The following is a 16,832-nucleotide window of genomic DNA, read 5'->3' as shown; positions in this document are numbered from 1 at the left end:
AGTGACAAAGAGCCCATTTATCGATTCTGCAAATCAAGTGTTTGCTACCGAACTTGCAGCAATAGAAGAAGTGCAGCAGTTCGTTGATCAACAATTTGCAAAAGCCTGTGAAATTATGTTTGGCTGCCAAGGCCGGATCATCGTAATTGGCATGGGTAAATCTGGCCACATTGGTAATAAAATTGCAGCAACGCTCGCAAGTACCGGCAGTCCTGCGTTTTTTGTTCATCCAGGCGAAGCGAGTCACGGCGACTTGGGTATGATCACCAAAGATGATGTAGTATTGATGATCTCCAACTCGGGGGAAACCCAAGAGGTAATCTCAATCCTACCTGTGATTAAGCGCTTAGGTGCGCCAGTAATCTCCATGACAGGTAACCCTAACTCTACAATGGCTCTAAACGCGACAGTCCATCTTTGTGTCAAAGTATCAAAAGAGGCGTGCCCATTAGGGCTTGCACCTACAGCCAGCACCACAGCTACGCTAGTGATGGGTGATGCACTCGCAGTTGCGCTACTTGAAGCCAGAGGCTTCACGGCTGATGATTTTGCGCTCTCCCATCCTGGCGGTAGTTTAGGAAGACGACTACTACTAACCGTTGCTGACGTCATGCATCAAGGAGATGCAATCCCAATGGTCGACAGCCATTGCACAGTTAAAGAGGCCTTGTTTGAGATCTCTGCCAAAAGTTTAGGTATGACCGCAATCGTAGATGAAAACATACAATTACAAGGTATTTTTACCGATGGCGACTTACGCCGTATTATCGAACAAAAGATCGATATTCACACCACCCCTATCACGCAAGTAATGACGGCAAAAAGTACAACAGCACGCGCCGATATGCTCGCGGCTGAGGTACTCAATATCATGGAAACCAAGCGAATTAATGGCTTAATTGTGGTAAATGAAAACAACGTTCCGGTTGGTGCCTTAAATACGCAGGATTTACTTAGAGCGGGGGTACTGTAATGCAATTTGAAGATTTATATCAGGCAATTTCAACTACAGCTTGGGAAAAAGCAAAGCGAATTAAATTATTGATTTGTGATATTGATGGCGTGTTTTCAGATGGCCGTATATACCTTGGCAATAATGGCGAAGAACTGAAAGCTTTTAATACCAAAGACGGGTTTGGTATTAAGGCTTTGATTGATTGTGGAATTGAGGTTGCAGTGATCACAGGAAGACATTCACAAATTGTTCAGCAACGCATGACTAGTTTAAATGTAACTTATATTTACCAAGGTCAAGAAAACAAGGTAGTGGCATATGATGAACTGAAAGCTAAGCTTAACCTTAGCGATGATGAAATCGCGTATATTGGTGATGATGGTCCAGACCTACCCGTAATGGAACGAGTCGGTTTCGCCGTTGCCGTCAATGATGCGCATCCTCTTGTTAAGCACATCGCTCATTACACGACCTTAATGCCTGGTGGTTTTGGTGCTGTGAGAGAGCTTACTGATCTCATTATGCTTAGCCAGAAGCACTTATTAACTTCCAAAGGATCAAGTACATGACCGTATTGCGTGTCATTTTACTCATTGTTTTCGCTTCTTTAATGATATGGATGTGGTCACCCATGTTCAATCCATCAGAGGCGGATCCAACAAAGGAAGATGAACCGTTAGCTAAGCCAGATTACGTTGCAACCACGCTTCAACAAACGACCTATAGTGAAAATGGCTTATTAAACTATCAAGTAACTGCTGATAAGATGGAGTTGTATCAAGATCTTGGCTTTAGTCACTTTGAAAAACCTATTTTCACTTTGTATAACGGTGAGCAAAATTGGCAAATAAGTTCATCGGAAGCAACATTATACGAAAACAATACTTTAATCTTGGAAGGCAATGTATTGGCAAAGAATTTAACACCTAACGCCATGATCACTGATATTAATGCCGACAATGTAAGAGTTGAAATTAAGCAAAAATTGATGAAGTCGGAACACCCTGTTGTTATCACGGGTCCTAGTCTTAGGATCACGGGTAAAGGACTACATGCGGATCTGCAAAAGCAAGTGATCGAACTCATCAACCACACAAAGACAATTTATTATGACCAGTAAAATCATTAACAACCTAGTTTGCATCGGCTTGCTTGCAAGTTCTACTCTGGCTATTGCCGCACAACAAAATGAAGTCATTATTGATGCTGGCCGTCAGCAAGCTCAGCTGCAAAGTAATATCGGTATTTTTGAACAGAATGTTGTAATTATTCATGGCAACAGAAAAATAAATGCTGACCGCCTAGAGGTTCACCGCCGCGCAGAGCTTGGTACAAATAAACAGCTGCTTGTTGCAACTGGCAGCCCTGCCACTTTTAGCGAACGTCAACCTGATGGCAACTTACTAGAAGCCAAAGCAAATGAAATCCGTTACGATGTAGCTAAAGGAACCCTAGTGATTTCTGGCGATGCGGAAATCAATCAAACTGGGCAAAAAATCAATGCGCAAGTCATCACCTACGACATTGAAAAGCAATTGATCAGCGCTGAGCGCTCAGATCAAGAAGACTCCCGTGTAAGAACCATACTTGTTCCTGTAGATGATAAAAAAGACGCAAAAGATAAAAAAGCGCAGGAAGAAGGTAACAATTAATGAGCGAGCTCAAAGCAACGGGTTTAGCAAAGAGTTATAAAGGTCGTGAAGTCGTCAAGAATGTTGGCTTAAGTGTCCAAGCTGGCAGTATTGTAGGTTTGTTAGGCCCAAATGGCGCAGGTAAAACCACTACTTTTTACATGATAGTAGGATTAGTACCAAGCGATAAAGGTTTTATTCAGATTGATGGCGAAGACATCACTTTACTACCGATGCATAGCCGCGCGCGACTTGGCATTGGCTATCTTCCGCAAGAGTCTTCAATCTTTAGAAAGCTCACGGTCTATCAAAATTTAATGGCGATTTTAGAAACTCGAAAAGACTTAACTAAAGTTGAAAGAGAGGCTGAGCTAAATGAGTTATTAGATGAATTTAATATTCAACATATTCGCGATTCACAGGGTATGGCATTATCGGGAGGCGAAAGAAGACGGGTAGAAATTGCTCGCGCTTTAGCCGCTAATCCCAAGTTTATCCTGTTAGATGAACCTTTTGCTGGTGTTGATCCAATTTCGGTGTTAGATATAAAGACAATCATAGAGCACCTAAAAAACCGCGGTATCGGTGTATTAATCACCGATCACAACGTAAGAGAAACACTAGACGTATGTGAAAAGGCCTACATCGTTTCACATGGTGAGTTAATCGCTGCAGGCACGCCAGAACATGTTTTGGCAGATCAAACCGTAAGAGATGTCTACCTAGGCGAACAATTCAAGCTATAGTTAAGACGTAGTATTAATAACTGTTAAAAAGGATTGTTAGAGATACATGAGGCAATCATTACAGCTGCGCATGGGGCAGCAACTTACAATGACTCCACAACTGCAACAAGCTATTCGCTTGCTGCAGCTTAGTACATTGGATCTGCAACAGGAAATACAAGAAGCATTAGACAGCAATCCATTATTGGAAGTGGAAGAAGGTGATAATACTGACGGCGAAAATGCTGACCAACACGGCCAAGAAAAGAGCAGCACTGAAGATAATCAAAATTCAGGCGATGAAGCATCGGTTAGTGACTATGAGATAGACTCAGATACCGCCATGAGCAAAGACACGGTGAGCGATGATCTCGCCATGGATGTCACTTGGGACGAGTATATGAGCGCAGCTCCAGCCGCCAGCTCAGGTCCACTCCCTGATGACGATAATGTTTATCAAGGGGAAACCTCTGAATCTCTCCATGATTATCTCATGTGGCAACTTGAGTTGACTCCATTTAGTCCAACAGATAGAGCTATTGCGATTGCGATTATTGAAGCGGTCGACCTGTCAGGCATTTTAACACTCTCTTGCGAAGACATTTTAGAGAGCATTAATGACGAAGATAGCGAAGAGCCTATTGAGCTAGATGAAGTCGAAGCCGTACTCAAACGTATTCAGCTTTTTGACCCTGTTGGTATCGCTGCGCGTAGTTTACAAGAATGCTTATGTATTCAGCTAAACCAATTCGCCCCAGATACGCCATGGATTGCCGAAACGAAAATGATCCTGACAGAGCATATTGATTTGCTTGCCAGCCGTGACTATCGAACTTTGGCTAAGAAAACGCGCCTTAAAGAAGCCGATCTCAAAGAGGTGATGACGCTAATTCATAGTCTTAACCCAAAGCCTGCGGCAAGCATTATTCATGAAGAACCTGAGTATGTGATCCCTGATGTATCGGTGAAAAAAGTAAAAGGTCGTTGGGTCGTAGAGCTAAACCCTGATGCTATGCCTAAAATAAGAGTAAACGATCACTACGCTGCGATGTCTAGAACGGCGAAATCCAGTACGGATAGTCAGTTTATTCGCTCTCATTTACAAGAAGCAAAATGGTTTATTAAAAGCTTAGAAAGCCGAAATGATACTTTATTAAAAGTTACCAATTGCATTGTGCAACAACAACAGGCATTCTTTGAACATGGCCCCGAAGCAATGCGCCCTATGGTGCTAAATGATGTTGCTGAAATGGTTGAGATGCATGAGTCCACAATTTCCCGTGTGACAACACAAAAATATATGCATACACCTCGGGGAATATTTGAGCTGAAGTATTTCTTCTCTAGCCATGTAAGTACAGAAAATGGAGGTGAGTGCTCTTCCACAGCAATTAGGGCACTTATCAAAAAGCTGATAGCTGCAGAAAATACCGCGAAGCCATTGAGTGACAGCAAAATTGCAGATATCTTAGCTGAGCAAGGAATTAAGGTAGCGAGACGCACGATTGCAAAATATCGTGAATCCCTGGCCATTCCACCGTCAAATCAGCGTAAAAGTTTGATATAAGACGTAAAACCCAAGAAGGAAAAATGCTTATGCAACTAAATCTAACTGGTCGCCATGTAGAAATTACTGACTCATTAAGAGACTATGTCACCAACAAGTTTGCGAAGCTAGAAAGGCACTTTGATCATATCAATAACGTGCATGTGATCCTAGATGTCGAGAAGCTAGTACAAAAAGCAGAAGCAACATTACACGTAAACGGCGGCGAACTATTTGCATCAACAGAGCATCAAGATATGTATGCCGCAATTGATGGCCTTATCAACAAGCTAGATCGTCAAGTTATTAAACACAAAGAGAAGCTCACTCGACACTAAGATGAAATTAAGTGAATTAGTGAACAAGGACTGCAGTAAAGCTGCGGTCCTTTTTAATAGCAAAAAACGTATTTTAGAATACATCAGCGAACTGGCTCATAGTCAAATTCCAAATACCAGTCAGCATGCTATCTTGGACGCTTTAATGGCGCGAGAGAAATTAGGTAGCACTGGGATTGGTAAAGGCATTGCTATTCCTCATGGACGACTTGAAGGGTTAGATAAAATCCTTGCAATGGTACTTGTCAGTGAGCAAGGGATCCAGTTTGAAGCCATAGATAAGCAGCCGGTCGATATTTTTGTCGCATTCATCGTACCTGAAGGTGATAATCAACAGCACCTGAAGACCTTAGCGGCGATTGCTGATACACTCCAAGACAAGTCTTTTTGCAAAATGCTTAGGCAAGCAAAAAGTGATGATGAGTTATATGCAGTGATCCAAGGTGAATTTGATGAGTGATGAAGAAAAAGGACTCGAGCTTATCATTATCAGTGGCCGATCTGGCTCTGGTAAATCTGTAGCGCTTCGAGTATTGGAAGATTTAGGCTACTATTGTGTAGATAATATTCCAGTCAACTTACTGCCCTCTTTAGTCCGTAGTGTTTCCGACAATTATAATAAAATTGCAGTGAGCATTGATGTTAGAAACTTGCCTAAAGAACAAGACGAGTTTAATGACATTCTTGAGTACTTACCAGGCTTCGCCAAACCTACCCTGTTTTATTTAGACAGTGACGATCAAACCCTGATAAAACGCTTCTCAGAAACACGCCGTTTGCACCCGCTTTCACTGCATAACCTCCCATTAGATGTTGCAATTAAGAAAGAACGAGAATTATTAGATGTATTGATCACTCGCGCCGACTTCCTCATTGATACTACAGGCCTGAGCGTTCATCAACTTGCTGAAGATATTCGCGAAAAAATCTTAGGTAAAAAAGACAAACAACTCATTATTACCTTTGAATCTTTCGGCTTTAAACACGGTATTCCAAAACAAGCGGATTACGTTTTTGATGCGCGCTTTTTACCCAATCCACATTGGGAACCTGAGCTTAAGCCGCTCACGGGCCTAGATCAGCCAGTCAAAGACTATTTGTCGAGTCACAGCATCGTGCAAAAGTTTACTTGGCAAATTCAAACCTTTGTACAAACTTGGTTACCACACTTAGAACGTAACAATCGCAGCTATCTAACAATCGCAATAGGATGCACTGGAGGGCAGCACCGTTCGGTATACCTCGCACAAACCATAGGCGAGCGTTTTGCTAAAACCCACCCTAACGTCAAAATTCGTCATCGTGAGCAAGAGGGTTAAATGTTAGAAGATACGTTTTTAATCCAGAACAAGCTAGGTCTGCATGCCCGAGCTGCGACGGTTCTTGCTCAATTAGCTACCCAATTTGATGCCGAAGTGACCTTATATCAAGGAGACAAAAGCGCAGCTGCTGATAGCGTTCTAGCACTGCTGTTACTTGAAAGTAGCCAAGGCAAAGAGGTACGAGTTGTCTGCGAAGGCCCTGATGCTCAATATGCATTAGATGCCATTGGTGGACTGATAGAAAATAAGTTTAATGAATCCGAATAACCGCCGGTAAAACAATAAGGCCTGATTCATTTACTCCCTGCTAATCTCCCCCTCCTCCGTAACCAAAGTGGTCTAATAAGTCTCTCATAATTAAGCGTAAACCTTGGTAGTTCCCAGTAAACTGAGTTACACTGTAATACCAATTTAGGTTTCTTTCGTGCGGTAAAGTTAGTTACCGAGGTAAACTTAAATTATCGTTGCGTACACCTTTAAGGTGTATTAACGATAACAACCCACCAGCAGAAACAACACGAATAGCATTCAAATTAAGAAATTGATTTCTGCAATAAAGTATACGAATAGGGTTAACTTAATCACGATAGTCACCACTATTATCAAAAAGGATGCCTATGCCTGAAGTATTTGAACAAGACTACACACTGGAACAACTCCAAAAGGTAACCAAAGCCTTAAACAGTGGTCAGTTTGTTCAAGTTAGGCGCATGCTCGCAGAGACGGCACCTTGTGATACAGCACTACTGTTAGAGTCATCTCCGCATAAAGTTCGTTCTATGTTATGGCAGCTCGTCGACCCAGATATCCAAGGGGATGTCTTGGAGGAACTGTCAGAGGACGTAAGACTTGGGATCATCGCCCAAATGGAGCCGGAGCTAATTGCTGCCGCTACAGAAGACATGGACGACGATGATCTTGGTGATGTCCTAAGGAGCCTGCCTGATACCGTCTACCAAGATGTTATTGGCGCGATGGATAGCCAAGACAGAGAACGTGCGACACAAGCATTGTCCTACAAGGAACACTCGGCAGGTGCCCTGATGAGCACCGACACGGTCACCATTCGCCCCGATGTTACCTTAGAAGTTGTATTTAGATATCTACGTCTTAAAGGTGAGTTGCCAAATGGTACAGATGAGTTATATGTAGTTGATAAAGACAACTGCTTTTTAGGCACCTTATCAGTCAATACTTTATTAACTAAATCTCCTGACAGTATGGTTCGAGACTGGATGGATGAAGATAAAGAAACGATCCCTATCTCTATGGACGAATCTGAAGTGGCGCAGCTTTTTGAGCGCCACAACTGGATCTCTGCTCCTGTCGTTGACGATAACGCTCATTTGCTTGGTCGTGTCACCATTGATGACGTTGTTGACGTTATCCGTGAAGATGCCGAGCACAGCTTATTAAGTATGGCAGGTCTTGAAGATGAAGAAGATACTTTTGCGCCAGTTCTAAAAAGTAGCCAGCGCCGCTCTATTTGGCTTGGGATTAACCTGCTAACCGCCTTGATGGCTGCGTTTGTTGCGAGCTTCTTCGAAGGTACTCTGGATATTTTACCTATTCTCGCAGTGTTAAATGGCATAGTGCCAAGTATGGGTGGCGTTGCCGGTAGCCAAACACTAACTCTAGTTATTCGTGGTATTGCCCTTGGTCATATTAACCAAACTAACCAAAAGTTTTTAATGGGTAAAGAGCTGGCGATCGGTGCACTAAACGGTGTGCTTTGGTCTGTCTTGATCGCTGGGGTTATTGCTATATGGCAATGGGATTTTACACTCGGTGCCGTTATTGCCTTTGCGATGTTTATGAACTTAGTCGCAGCTGGTATCGCGGGTGCCAGTATTCCTATTATGCTAAAGAAAATGAATATCGACCCAGCACTAGCTGGCAGTGTAGTGCTAACAACTGTTACCGATATCGTCGGGATCTTCGCATTCCTTGGCACAGCGACTTGGTTATTAGTGTAACAGTGTCGAAATGGCGGGAAATGCTGGTCAAAGCCAGCATTTCTTGAGCTGAGGAAGAGAGTTATTCGCCCGCTATTTGCATATTATTGAGTAGTATAGATCCGGTTTGTACTGCGCCTCGACACTCAATATCACCGCCAACGCCTTCAATCCCCATAAACATATCTTTTAAATTGCCAGCAATCGTAATTTCACTCACAGGATATTGCAGCTCACCATTCTCGACCCAAAAACCAGCAGCACCTCTTGAGTAATCACCGGTTACTGTATTAACACCTTGCCCCATTAGTTCAGTGACTAACAAACCAGTACCCATCGACGCAAGTAGACTGGTTAAATCACCGTGTGTTGGTTTTACTAACCAGTTATGGATCCCACCCGCGTGACCTGTCGATTGCATATTCATTCTACGTGCAGCATAGCTTGCCAATAGGTAAGTATTCAGTACGCCATCTGTGATAATTTCACGGTCGATGGTTTTTACACCTTCACTATCGAAAGGACTAGAAGCAAGCCCTCTTAGTAGATGTGGCTTCTCTTCAATGTTTACGCAGCGATTAAAAATTTGTGTGTCTAAAGAGTCTAACAAGAAGCTAGACTTACGATATAGCGCGCCGCCACCAATACCTGACACTAAGTGCCCAAATAAGCTGTTCGCGATATCCGCTCGAAAAATAACAGGCACTTTACGCGTTGATACCTTACGACTACCTAATTTGGCCAGCGTAGACTGCGCGGCTTCCAAACCAACTTCTTCAGGAGATTTTAGATCCGTGTGCACGCGGGACAACGCATAGGCAGAGTCCCGTTGCATTTGCTCACCTTCTTTACCAATCACCATAGTACTCAAGCTGTGCCTGGTACGTGGAAACCCTGCAATTAAGCCATGGCTATTGCCGTATACACGGATCCCTTGATGGCTCGATAAACTCGCGCCATCAGAATTCACGATTCGAGGATCGAATTCTAACGCGGCTTTTTCAGCAGCAATACATTGCTCAATGGCTTCATCGGGAGAAACTTGCCAAGGGTGGAAAAGATCTAAATCTGTTGGTGACATCTCTAGCAAGGCTTTATCAGCCACACCATTACAGGGGTCATCCGAGGTAAACCGAGCAATATCTACAGCCTTTTCAACCACTGAGCGTAAGGCGTCAGGACTCAGATCTGCGGTTGATGCTGAGCCTTTATGATTACCCACATACACGCTGATACCAAGACCTCCATCTTGATTAAACTCAATGGTTTCAACCTCTCCCATTCGTGTACTTACAGACAGACCTGAGGTGCTAGACATCGCCGCTTCTGCCGAGGTTGCACCTAGTTTTTTAGCATGCGCTAACACATCGGCAACTGCATTTTTCACATCATCAATTTGATTATATATAGGGTGTTGTTGAGGTTGAGTCATAGATACCTTATCCGCTCGCTCGTCTAACTAAAACATATTAGTTAATATGCTATCACAGCTACTAACTATTGTAGTGATCAATTGTGGTATACTCTAATGTTAGAGACCTTAATATTTACTAGTATAGACAAGACCAATGGCTAAACACGAGCAAACGACCGAAGAAGAGATTATTTACGTTTCAAAAAGCGAGCTTAAGCGCGAGGCGCTAGAGTTGCACGAACTAGGCTGCGAAATTGCAGGGCTTGCCAAGAAGCAGCGTGAGAAGTTACCTCTAACGGACGAGCTTAAAGAGGCCATGACTGTTGCGGATAGGATCCGTGCTAAAACAGATGCTTACCGTCGTCATATGAACTACATTGCCAAGACATTACGTAGTACTCCAAATGTCGAAGAGATCCAGGCTGCGATGGATTTGATGCTAAATAAGAACAATAAAGCAGACGTGTTGCTGAACAAGATTGAGCTTATTCGCGATGAAGTGATTGCCAAAGGAGATAGCAAGATTAATGAGCTATTAGATAAGTATCCTGAACTTGAGCGTCAAAAAATGCGCCAGATGGCGCGCCAAGCAAGTAAAGAAGTAAAAGTTGAGAAGCCAGGCAAAGCCTACAAAGAGCTGTTTCAGTATTTAAAAGAAGCAATTATGCCGTAACGCAGTGTTGTGACTCTGATACAACATAAAAAGGCGCTGATGCGCCTTTTGCTTATTACTTTTTGCTTATCAATAGTTTGCGTAGGTAGTATTACGCTGTACCACCGACAGTAATTTCATCAATCTTCAAACTCGGTTGGCCTACTCCCACAGGGACGCTTTGACCATCTTTACCACATACCCCAACGCCTCTATCAAGCGCAAGGTCATTGCCTACCATCGAGACCTTTTTCATCACCTCAGGGCCATTGCCAATAAGCGTTGCGCCTTTAATTGGTTGGGTTATCTTACCATTCTCAATTAAGTAGGCTTCAGACGCTGAGAATACAAATTTGCCGGAGGTGATATCCACTTGACCACCGCCAAAGTTACTAGCAAAAATACCTTTATCTACGCTACGAATGATCTCTTCTTGACTGTGCTCACCCGCAAGCATGTAGGTATTTGTCATTCTTGGCATCGGTAAATGGGCATAAGACTCACGACGCGCATTACCTGTAGGCGCCACGCCCATTAAGCTCGCGTTTTGCTTGTCTTGCATATAGCCTTTCAAAATACCATTTTCAATCAGTACGTTGTATGCCGCAGGCGTACCTTCATCGTCCACATTCAAAGAGCCGCGACGGTCGGCTATCGTGCCATCATCCACCACAGTACAAAGACTCGAAGCGACTTGTTCACCTATTTTACCACTGAATGCAGAAGCACCTTTACGGTTAAAATCACCTTCTAGGCCATGCCCAACAGCTTCGTGTAACAACACCCCCGGCCAACCAGAGCCGAGCACCACAGGCATCGCACCTGCTGGAGCATCTATGGCCTCAAGATTCACGCGTGCTTGGCGCACAGCTTCTTTGGCAAACTGCACCCATCTCGGTGCACCGTCTACTAACTCTTTAAAGTAACCATAGTCTAAACGCGCACCACCACCGGCACTGCCACGCTCTCTGCGACCATTTTTCTCAAGGAGTACCGAGCAATTTAAGCGTATTAGTGGGCGAATGTCGGTTGCAAATGTGCCGTCGCTTGCGGCAATTAACACTTCTTCATATACCGCCGACAGCGAACTGACCACTTGCTGCGCCTCAGGCGCTAAATCGCGAATGCATTGTTCAATCTCTCTTAGTAAAGCCACTTTATCCGCATCACTCATACTGGTAATTGGCTGTGCTGGTTGAAACTGAATGGGAGCTTTTACATCGCTAAATACTTGGACTTTACTGCTTTCGCCAGCTTGCGCAATGCTACGTGCAGCTTCTGCAGCTTTGGTTAACGCTTCAATATTGACGGCATCAGAATAACTAAAGCCAGTCTTCTCGCCACTCACGGCACGCACACCAACACCACGTTCGATGTTGTAGCTGCCGTCTTTGACTATGCCGTCCTCCAGCACCCAAGTTTCGTGGTAGCTTGATTGAAAGTACAGATCGGCATAATTTACTTTGTGCTGATGAATATACTCGAGAGTTTGTGATAATTGCTCACGTGTCAGCTGGCTATTGGTCAGTAAATTCTGCTCTACATTACTCATAAAAACTCACTTTTAAATCGGTTATGATCCGCAACCGGCATTTTTTGCCGGATAGAATCAAGAAACGCGCTATCTAGCTGCTGTGAAATGGGTTCTAAACTCGCACCAGAGTCAATTAAGACTTCACCCCAAGGCGATACAATTAAACTGTGTCCGTAGGTTTCTCGGCCATTTTCATGACAACCTACTTGCGCGGCTGCAACTACATAGCATTGGTTTTCTATCGCCCTTGCCTGTAATAATGGCTGCCAGTGTGCCTTGCCCGTTGCACAGGTAAAAGCACTCGGGACTAAAAATAGCTCAGCTCCCTTCGCTCTCATCATTTGGAACAAACCAGGAAAGCGCAGATCATAACACACGCTTAATCCAATTCTGCCAAATGGACTATCCACTACCACGACATCCTGTCCTGACTCTGTTCGCTCAGACTCTCGATATTGTTTAGTTTTGTCACTCACATCGGCGTCAAACAGGTGGATCTTATTATAGCGTGCTACGATTTCGCCACTCGCATTAAATAAGTAACTCGCAGCCAGATATTTATCGTTCTGACTTGGTATCGCGATGGTACCTGCCGCCAACCAAATGTTATGTTGTTGACACAGCGCTGAGAGTTCTTGGAGCAGTGCTTCATTATGCTGCGCGTATTCCCAAGTCTGTTGCGCATTGTCGCAAAATGCCAGCCAAGTTTCAGGTAAGCAGACTAAGGTTGGTTCTTCAACCACTAACTTAGCCAGCTGGCTTTTAAGGTAACCTATATTTGTTTGGGGTGCTTTAGCCGAGCACATTGGCAACGCAATCACCTTAGCCATTACCACTTTCCTTATTTTGCGACACAAGAGGTTGCTCACTTTGCTTAAGTGTAGCACTTGGTTGTGATTCTGAGCTCAATGCAGGTGCTTCTTTACTGGTATTCTCATCAGCTCCATCTGGCATAGCCCCGTCACTAGGAGGCACAACCGGTTTAGGTAACTCAATTTCTTTACTCTTACGATCAACCTCGGTAACCACTGGCTCTTGCATCGTTCCGGTGATTTTAAAATTAATCTCAGAGATCACTCGCGCGGAGTGGATAACCTTATCTAATGCCAGCGCAGCTAGCCCCGTCACAGGGTTCACCGCCCATGCCATAATCACAGGTAAACTCGAAGTGACTTGTGGTGCGACGGCTAAATCGTAATTAATTTCATGAGTATTGAGGTCAGCATAGCCACGTATCGTTAAATCAGCTGGCACACCATCAAGCTTTGAGTCTTCCGTGATCGCAATACCATTCGTTAGTTTTACCGATCCACTCATACTGTTATAGAAAAAGCCTTTAGAAAACACATCTCTAAAGTCCAAACGCAACTTTCTGATCAAAGAGTCCAAACTCAGTAGCGAAAAGACGCGTGCCCCTTTATCACTTATTTCCGCCAAATGACCTTCACCTAAGCGCCAAGTCAACTCACCTCCCAGGCTAGGTAAATCCATTTCGTATGGCGCACCTTGCCAATTGAGGGCAAAATCTATGTTGGCGCGGGAGTCTTTGATAGTCGAAGTAATATCAAACTCATCCGTTAGTTCACCAAAATCATCGCTGTTTAACGCACCACTTAGCGTCGTTTTACCTTGTTCAAAGCGGCCACTGGCATTGAATTTATGATCTTTTTTGTCAATCACTAACTCTGAGATATTGAGTCTATTACCATCTCCAAACAACGACATATTAACCTGATCTAACTGATATTCACCGACTTTACAGTCACTGCATACAAATTCGGTTGCAGGTAAGCTCAACAACCAATCTAAAGAATGAATGTCTCTTTCCAGCGTATCTTGTGCTTGCGGCTCTGCCTTAGGTAAATTTAGACGTAAATAATCACTGTTAATGTGAATAGGCCGACTTGAGTTTGACGCTGGAATAGCCACTTGTGAGCGCATTTCTTTACTATTGATTTTAAGCTGCATCGCGCCGTCAATCGCAGCCATAGTAAAGTCAACATCATGGAAAGGGATCTCTGAGAATGTTACTTTTGAGAAAGCGCCATTTACCTGGTTCAGTGCTGGTAGAAATGCAGTTTCGGAACCTGAACTTGGCGCTTTGATAATACGGTTGATCAGTGGTAACCAAGGCAGCAGCTCGACTTCTTGCTGTTTGATTGTGATATCAAAACCGGATGCATTTAAGCCTTCATCTTTACTGCCAATTATCAGGTGTGCATTACGCATCGCACCGGATCCATTTTCAATGATGCCATTAAAATACAATTGATTATCTAGGCTAGCCGTAACAAGATTCGAAATATCATCCCCTAATACTGTACCGCTTAGCAGCTTAGCTTGATCAGCAGGTTTAGCGAATTGATCGGGTAAATGACTTGCCATGCCCCGTAAATCACTCGCAAATTTGGCCTTATAGTTAAACCCAGTTTCGGCAAAATTAAGGATAAGCTCAGTGCTCAGCACGCTATTGCCTTCTAAGTAGCCGTCAATAATTCCATTTGCGTGCGGTTGCAATTGCTCTATCCCTGCTTCAAGGCTGACCTTGGTCGTGACTTGATAACTTTGCTTATCTCCGCTTCCCGATAAGTCCAACGACAAAGGCATGTCCAACCACTTAGCAGACAAATTATTCACTTTGATAGTGTCATCATCGAAGCTAACCACACCTTTCACTTGCTGTAATTGCATCCCAGGCTTTGCCAAGAAAACAGGATTGTTGTCTAGGTAGATGTCACCTTTAGCATGTACGGCTCCTGAGTCTAGGTCGACGGCCAATTGCACATCCCCTTTTGCATCACCTTTACCTTGAACAATATCTAATATATTCGCGAGCGGATCTGCGAGCGGTGTTGCCGCAAAGAAAGGCTGTAACGTGCTCGCTTCAGTGGTGTGATTAATATCAACAGTCAGCACATCAGCGTGATTTAAATCCGCAATACTCACAATGACACCCTCATCAATACTTTGATTAACAAGTTCACCACGGTGTGCGTAAATATCCATTCTTTCGTTTTCAAAGTGTAGTGTGACATCACCTGAAGTAACGCTAGGCCAATCTGGTGCAAAACCAAAAGTAACCTCATTCAAACGTGATTTAACTTCAAACTGACCTTGCTTATTGGCGAAAGGAAATTGTGAAAGCGGCCCACTCAGTAAGACCTGTGTCTGTAAGTGCTGTCCACCTTGGATCCCTGCTTCTAAATAATCGACTAAGCTTTTACGCATAATACTGACAGGAAAGTACTGTGAAGCGATCTCTCCACGCCCACCGAGTAGCTCCGCATATAAATCAAGCCGAGGGTCATCAGATAACTGCAAGGAAAACTCTGTGGCTAACGCTACATCTTGATTGCTAAGCCAAAAGTTGGGACTAGAAACTTGCCAGCCTTGTGCTTGTTGATTGCGAATATAGACATCGCCACTGAGCTGCTGGAGCTTAATATTATCTTTGAAGGTCTCTTTTGATAGCAGTTCAGTTTGTTCAGCACTTAAATTGAGCCTAACTTGCTCATCAGTCGCATTCACCTCTAATCTGGTACCATAAATTCCTGGGATCCCTCGAAATGGCTCAAAAGCAATCTCTTCAATGACTCCCCATGCGGCAAAAGCATTATCAGTACCTAGGCTGAATTTTGCTGCGCTCAATTGACCATTGGGATTTATACCATATAACAAATCTCGCCCAGGGAATTTAGCAAGTTGTGCTAACTCAGCTAAAAAGTTGGCGTTAATATCCTTTAGCCAAAAGGTCTTGTTATCTTTATACCATTTCGCTTCAAATAAAATAGGAGCAAGCGATGCTTGATCGCGACTAAACTGGATACCACTACTTTGCACCCACCATCCCTGCTGATCTGGCTTTAATAGAAATTGCGCATCGTCTAATGCTAACGTGCGCTGATTTTCATCTTCTTGCCAAGTCAAGGTGCTGGGTTTGATATCCACTGTGATATCTTGCAATGTGCCTTGCTCGAAACCCAACCATAGCTGAGCATTGATGTCAGCTTTAAGATCAGGGTGTGCTAAGGTGATAAGCTCTTCTAGCCAATCGACTGGATTAACTTTATCCGCAGATACATAGATATTCCCCGCAAGTTCATGTAGCTTTCGCCCTGATAAAGAAAGACGAGCATTAAACTGACCTTGAGAGAACCCAGGTAATGCGATTTCTCCCACACCTTCATGTAATGCGCTAGAGTTTTGCCACACCAAGTCTTTTAGTAATAAACTGTGGGTTTTACCGCTGACAAAGGTGATATTAAGACGACTATTTTGTACCGCAAAATGCCCTACATCACCTAGAAAAAGGCTTTCAATTAATGCTTGCTGCTCAAAAGCACCTTGGTCTTGAGCCGCATTTAACTTGCTCAGATCTATATCGGCTTCAAACCCTTCCAGTACAAAATAGTTAGATGCGATCTGCATTTGTCGTACAGACTCAAATACATTGAGCTGCAAAGAGGTTTTGGCAATATTAATGGAGATTGGCGAGTCTTTATTATCTTTAAAAGAGAGCGACTCCAACACTAGGGCGGGCCCATTACCTTCCCAACTCGCACTGATCTGACCAATACTAATATCAACATTCAGTTGCTTTTGGATCAGCGCTTCGATGTTACTTCTATAATCATTTGCATAGGGCAAGGCGTACTTTAGCGCAGACACCAGCACCGCGAGTGTCACTAAAGTGATCGCAAAGATTTGCCACGCTTTACGCAGGCAGAAAAAACAGACGGCCTTAGCCTGCATGTACAGCT

Annotated in this window: 16 protein-coding genes; 12 read left to right on the top strand and 4 right to left on the bottom strand. The window is 43.7% G+C overall.

What is annotated here, in order from left to right:
• The first annotated feature begins 1 nt into the window (after nt 1).
• The 11 genes from DRB05_RS14470 (at nt 2) to mgtE (ending at nt 8,493) form a co-directional block, all read left to right on the top strand.
• Complete coding sequence (locus tag DRB05_RS14470; protein ID WP_128727583.1) at nt 2-973, top strand: KpsF/GutQ family sugar-phosphate isomerase; 972 nt, start codon at nt 2-4, stop codon at nt 971-973.
• Entirely contained in the window at nt 973-1,524 is a 552-nt protein-coding gene (gene kdsC, locus DRB05_RS14465; protein WP_128727582.1) for a 3-deoxy-manno-octulosonate-8-phosphatase KdsC, read from the top strand. Before DRB05_RS14470 ends, kdsC begins: the two co-directional genes overlap by 1 nt.
• Nucleotides 1,521-2,075, top strand: a complete 555-nt coding sequence (gene lptC / locus DRB05_RS14460) for an LPS export ABC transporter periplasmic protein LptC (RefSeq protein ID WP_128727581.1) — start codon at nt 1,521-1,523, stop codon at nt 2,073-2,075. Before kdsC ends, lptC begins: the two co-directional genes overlap by 4 nt.
• Nucleotides 2,065-2,607, top strand: coding sequence for a lipopolysaccharide transport periplasmic protein LptA (gene lptA, locus DRB05_RS14455; RefSeq protein WP_128727580.1), 543 nt, complete (start codon nt 2,065-2,067; stop codon nt 2,605-2,607). Before lptC ends, lptA begins: the two co-directional genes overlap by 11 nt.
• Nucleotides 2,607-3,332, top strand: a complete 726-nt coding sequence (lptB, locus tag DRB05_RS14450; protein ID WP_128727579.1) for an LPS export ABC transporter ATP-binding protein — start codon at nt 2,607-2,609, stop codon at nt 3,330-3,332. Before lptA ends, lptB begins: the two co-directional genes overlap by 1 nt.
• Nucleotides 3,333-3,378: 46 nt before the next feature.
• Complete coding sequence (locus tag DRB05_RS14445; RefSeq protein WP_128727578.1) at nt 3,379-4,878, top strand: RNA polymerase factor sigma-54; 1,500 nt, start codon at nt 3,379-3,381, stop codon at nt 4,876-4,878.
• Nucleotides 4,879-4,907: 29 nt separating this feature from the next.
• Nucleotides 4,908-5,195 carry a ribosome hibernation promoting factor gene (gene hpf, locus DRB05_RS14440; RefSeq protein ID WP_128727577.1) on the top strand — a complete coding sequence of 96 codons (288 nt, stop codon included), beginning with the start codon at nt 4,908-4,910 and terminating at the stop codon, nt 5,193-5,195.
• 1 nt (nt 5,196) lies between these two features.
• Nucleotides 5,197-5,655, top strand: a complete 459-nt coding sequence (gene ptsN / locus DRB05_RS14435) for a PTS IIA-like nitrogen regulatory protein PtsN (RefSeq protein ID WP_128727576.1) — start codon at nt 5,197-5,199, stop codon at nt 5,653-5,655.
• Complete coding sequence (gene rapZ / locus DRB05_RS14430; RefSeq protein WP_010605937.1) at nt 5,648-6,514, top strand: RNase adapter RapZ; 867 nt, start codon at nt 5,648-5,650, stop codon at nt 6,512-6,514. Before ptsN ends, rapZ begins: the two co-directional genes overlap by 8 nt.
• Entirely contained in the window at nt 6,515-6,784 is a 270-nt protein-coding gene (locus DRB05_RS14425; protein ID WP_010376658.1) for an HPr family phosphocarrier protein, read from the top strand.
• Between the two features lie 350 nt (nt 6,785-7,134).
• Nucleotides 7,135-8,493: a magnesium transporter gene (mgtE, locus tag DRB05_RS14420; protein ID WP_128727575.1), complete on the top strand. Its 1,359-nt coding sequence runs from the start codon at nt 7,135-7,137 to the stop codon at nt 8,491-8,493.
• 61 nt (nt 8,494-8,554) lie between these two features.
• Here the strand turns inward: mgtE and pmbA are convergent, their stop codons facing one another.
• Entirely contained in the window at nt 8,555-9,904 is a 1,350-nt protein-coding gene (pmbA, locus tag DRB05_RS14415; RefSeq protein WP_128727574.1) for a metalloprotease PmbA, read from the bottom strand.
• 136 nt (nt 9,905-10,040) lie between these two features.
• Here pmbA and yjgA point away from each other — a divergent pair, with 136 nt between their 5' ends.
• Nucleotides 10,041-10,559, top strand: coding sequence for a ribosome biogenesis factor YjgA (yjgA, locus tag DRB05_RS14410; RefSeq protein ID WP_128727573.1), 519 nt, complete (start codon nt 10,041-10,043; stop codon nt 10,557-10,559).
• Nucleotides 10,560-10,650: 91 nt separating this feature from the next.
• Here yjgA and tldD read toward each other — a convergent pair whose 3' ends face one another.
• Genes tldD through DRB05_RS14395 form a run of 3 tightly spaced genes read right to left on the bottom strand, consistent with a single transcriptional unit; the run spans nt 10,651 to nt 16,824 of the window.
• Entirely contained in the window at nt 10,651-12,090 is a 1,440-nt protein-coding gene (gene tldD / locus DRB05_RS14405) for a metalloprotease TldD (protein WP_128727572.1), read from the bottom strand.
• Nucleotides 12,087-12,902, bottom strand: a complete 816-nt coding sequence (locus tag DRB05_RS14400; protein WP_128727571.1) for a carbon-nitrogen hydrolase family protein — start codon at nt 12,900-12,902, stop codon at nt 12,087-12,089. Before DRB05_RS14400 ends, tldD begins: the two co-directional genes overlap by 4 nt.
• Nucleotides 12,895-16,824: a YhdP family protein gene (locus DRB05_RS14395; protein WP_128727570.1), complete on the bottom strand. Its 3,930-nt coding sequence runs from the start codon at nt 16,822-16,824 to the stop codon at nt 12,895-12,897. Before DRB05_RS14395 ends, DRB05_RS14400 begins: the two co-directional genes overlap by 8 nt.
• Between the last annotated feature and the right edge of the window lie 8 nt (nt 16,825-16,832).

The organism is Pseudoalteromonas sp. A757, from assembly GCF_004103285.1.
In the GTDB taxonomy this organism is placed as follows: domain Bacteria; phylum Pseudomonadota; class Gammaproteobacteria; order Enterobacterales; family Alteromonadaceae; genus Pseudoalteromonas; species Pseudoalteromonas galatheae.
The sequence above is the reverse complement of the archived record's forward strand: the minus strand, read 5'-3'. Positions and strand labels throughout refer to the sequence as shown.

Bases quoted from the DNA above. Each gene is read 5' to 3' on its own strand.
- kdsC (WP_128727582.1), top strand. From the start codon at position 973: ATGCAATTTGAAGATTTATATCAGGCAATTTCAACTACAGCTTGGGAA.
- lptC (WP_128727581.1), top strand. From the start codon at position 1,521: ATGACCGTATTGCGTGTCATTTTACTCATTGTTTTCGCTTCTTTAATG.
- lptA (WP_128727580.1), top strand. From the start codon at position 2,065: ATGACCAGTAAAATCATTAACAACCTAGTTTGCATCGGCTTGCTTGCA.
- lptB (WP_128727579.1), top strand. From the start codon at position 2,607: ATGAGCGAGCTCAAAGCAACGGGTTTAGCAAAGAGTTATAAAGGTCGT.
- DRB05_RS14445 (WP_128727578.1), top strand. From the start codon at position 3,379: ATGAGGCAATCATTACAGCTGCGCATGGGGCAGCAACTTACAATGACT.
- hpf (WP_128727577.1), top strand. From the start codon at position 4,908: ATGCAACTAAATCTAACTGGTCGCCATGTAGAAATTACTGACTCATTA.
- ptsN (WP_128727576.1), top strand. From the start codon at position 5,197: ATGAAATTAAGTGAATTAGTGAACAAGGACTGCAGTAAAGCTGCGGTC.
- rapZ (WP_010605937.1), top strand. From the start codon at position 5,648: ATGAGTGATGAAGAAAAAGGACTCGAGCTTATCATTATCAGTGGCCGA.
- DRB05_RS14425 (WP_010376658.1), top strand. From the start codon at position 6,515: ATGTTAGAAGATACGTTTTTAATCCAGAACAAGCTAGGTCTGCATGCC.
- mgtE (WP_128727575.1), top strand. From the start codon at position 7,135: ATGCCTGAAGTATTTGAACAAGACTACACACTGGAACAACTCCAAAAG.
- pmbA (WP_128727574.1), bottom strand. From the start codon at position 9,904: ATGACTCAACCTCAACAACACCCTATATATAATCAAATTGATGATGTG.
- yjgA (WP_128727573.1), top strand. From the start codon at position 10,041: ATGGCTAAACACGAGCAAACGACCGAAGAAGAGATTATTTACGTTTCA.
- tldD (WP_128727572.1), bottom strand. From the start codon at position 12,090: ATGAGTAATGTAGAGCAGAATTTACTGACCAATAGCCAGCTGACACGT.
- DRB05_RS14400 (WP_128727571.1), bottom strand. From the start codon at position 12,902: ATGGCTAAGGTGATTGCGTTGCCAATGTGCTCGGCTAAAGCACCCCAA.
- DRB05_RS14395 (WP_128727570.1), bottom strand. From the start codon at position 16,824: ATGCAGGCTAAGGCCGTCTGTTTTTTCTGCCTGCGTAAAGCGTGGCAA.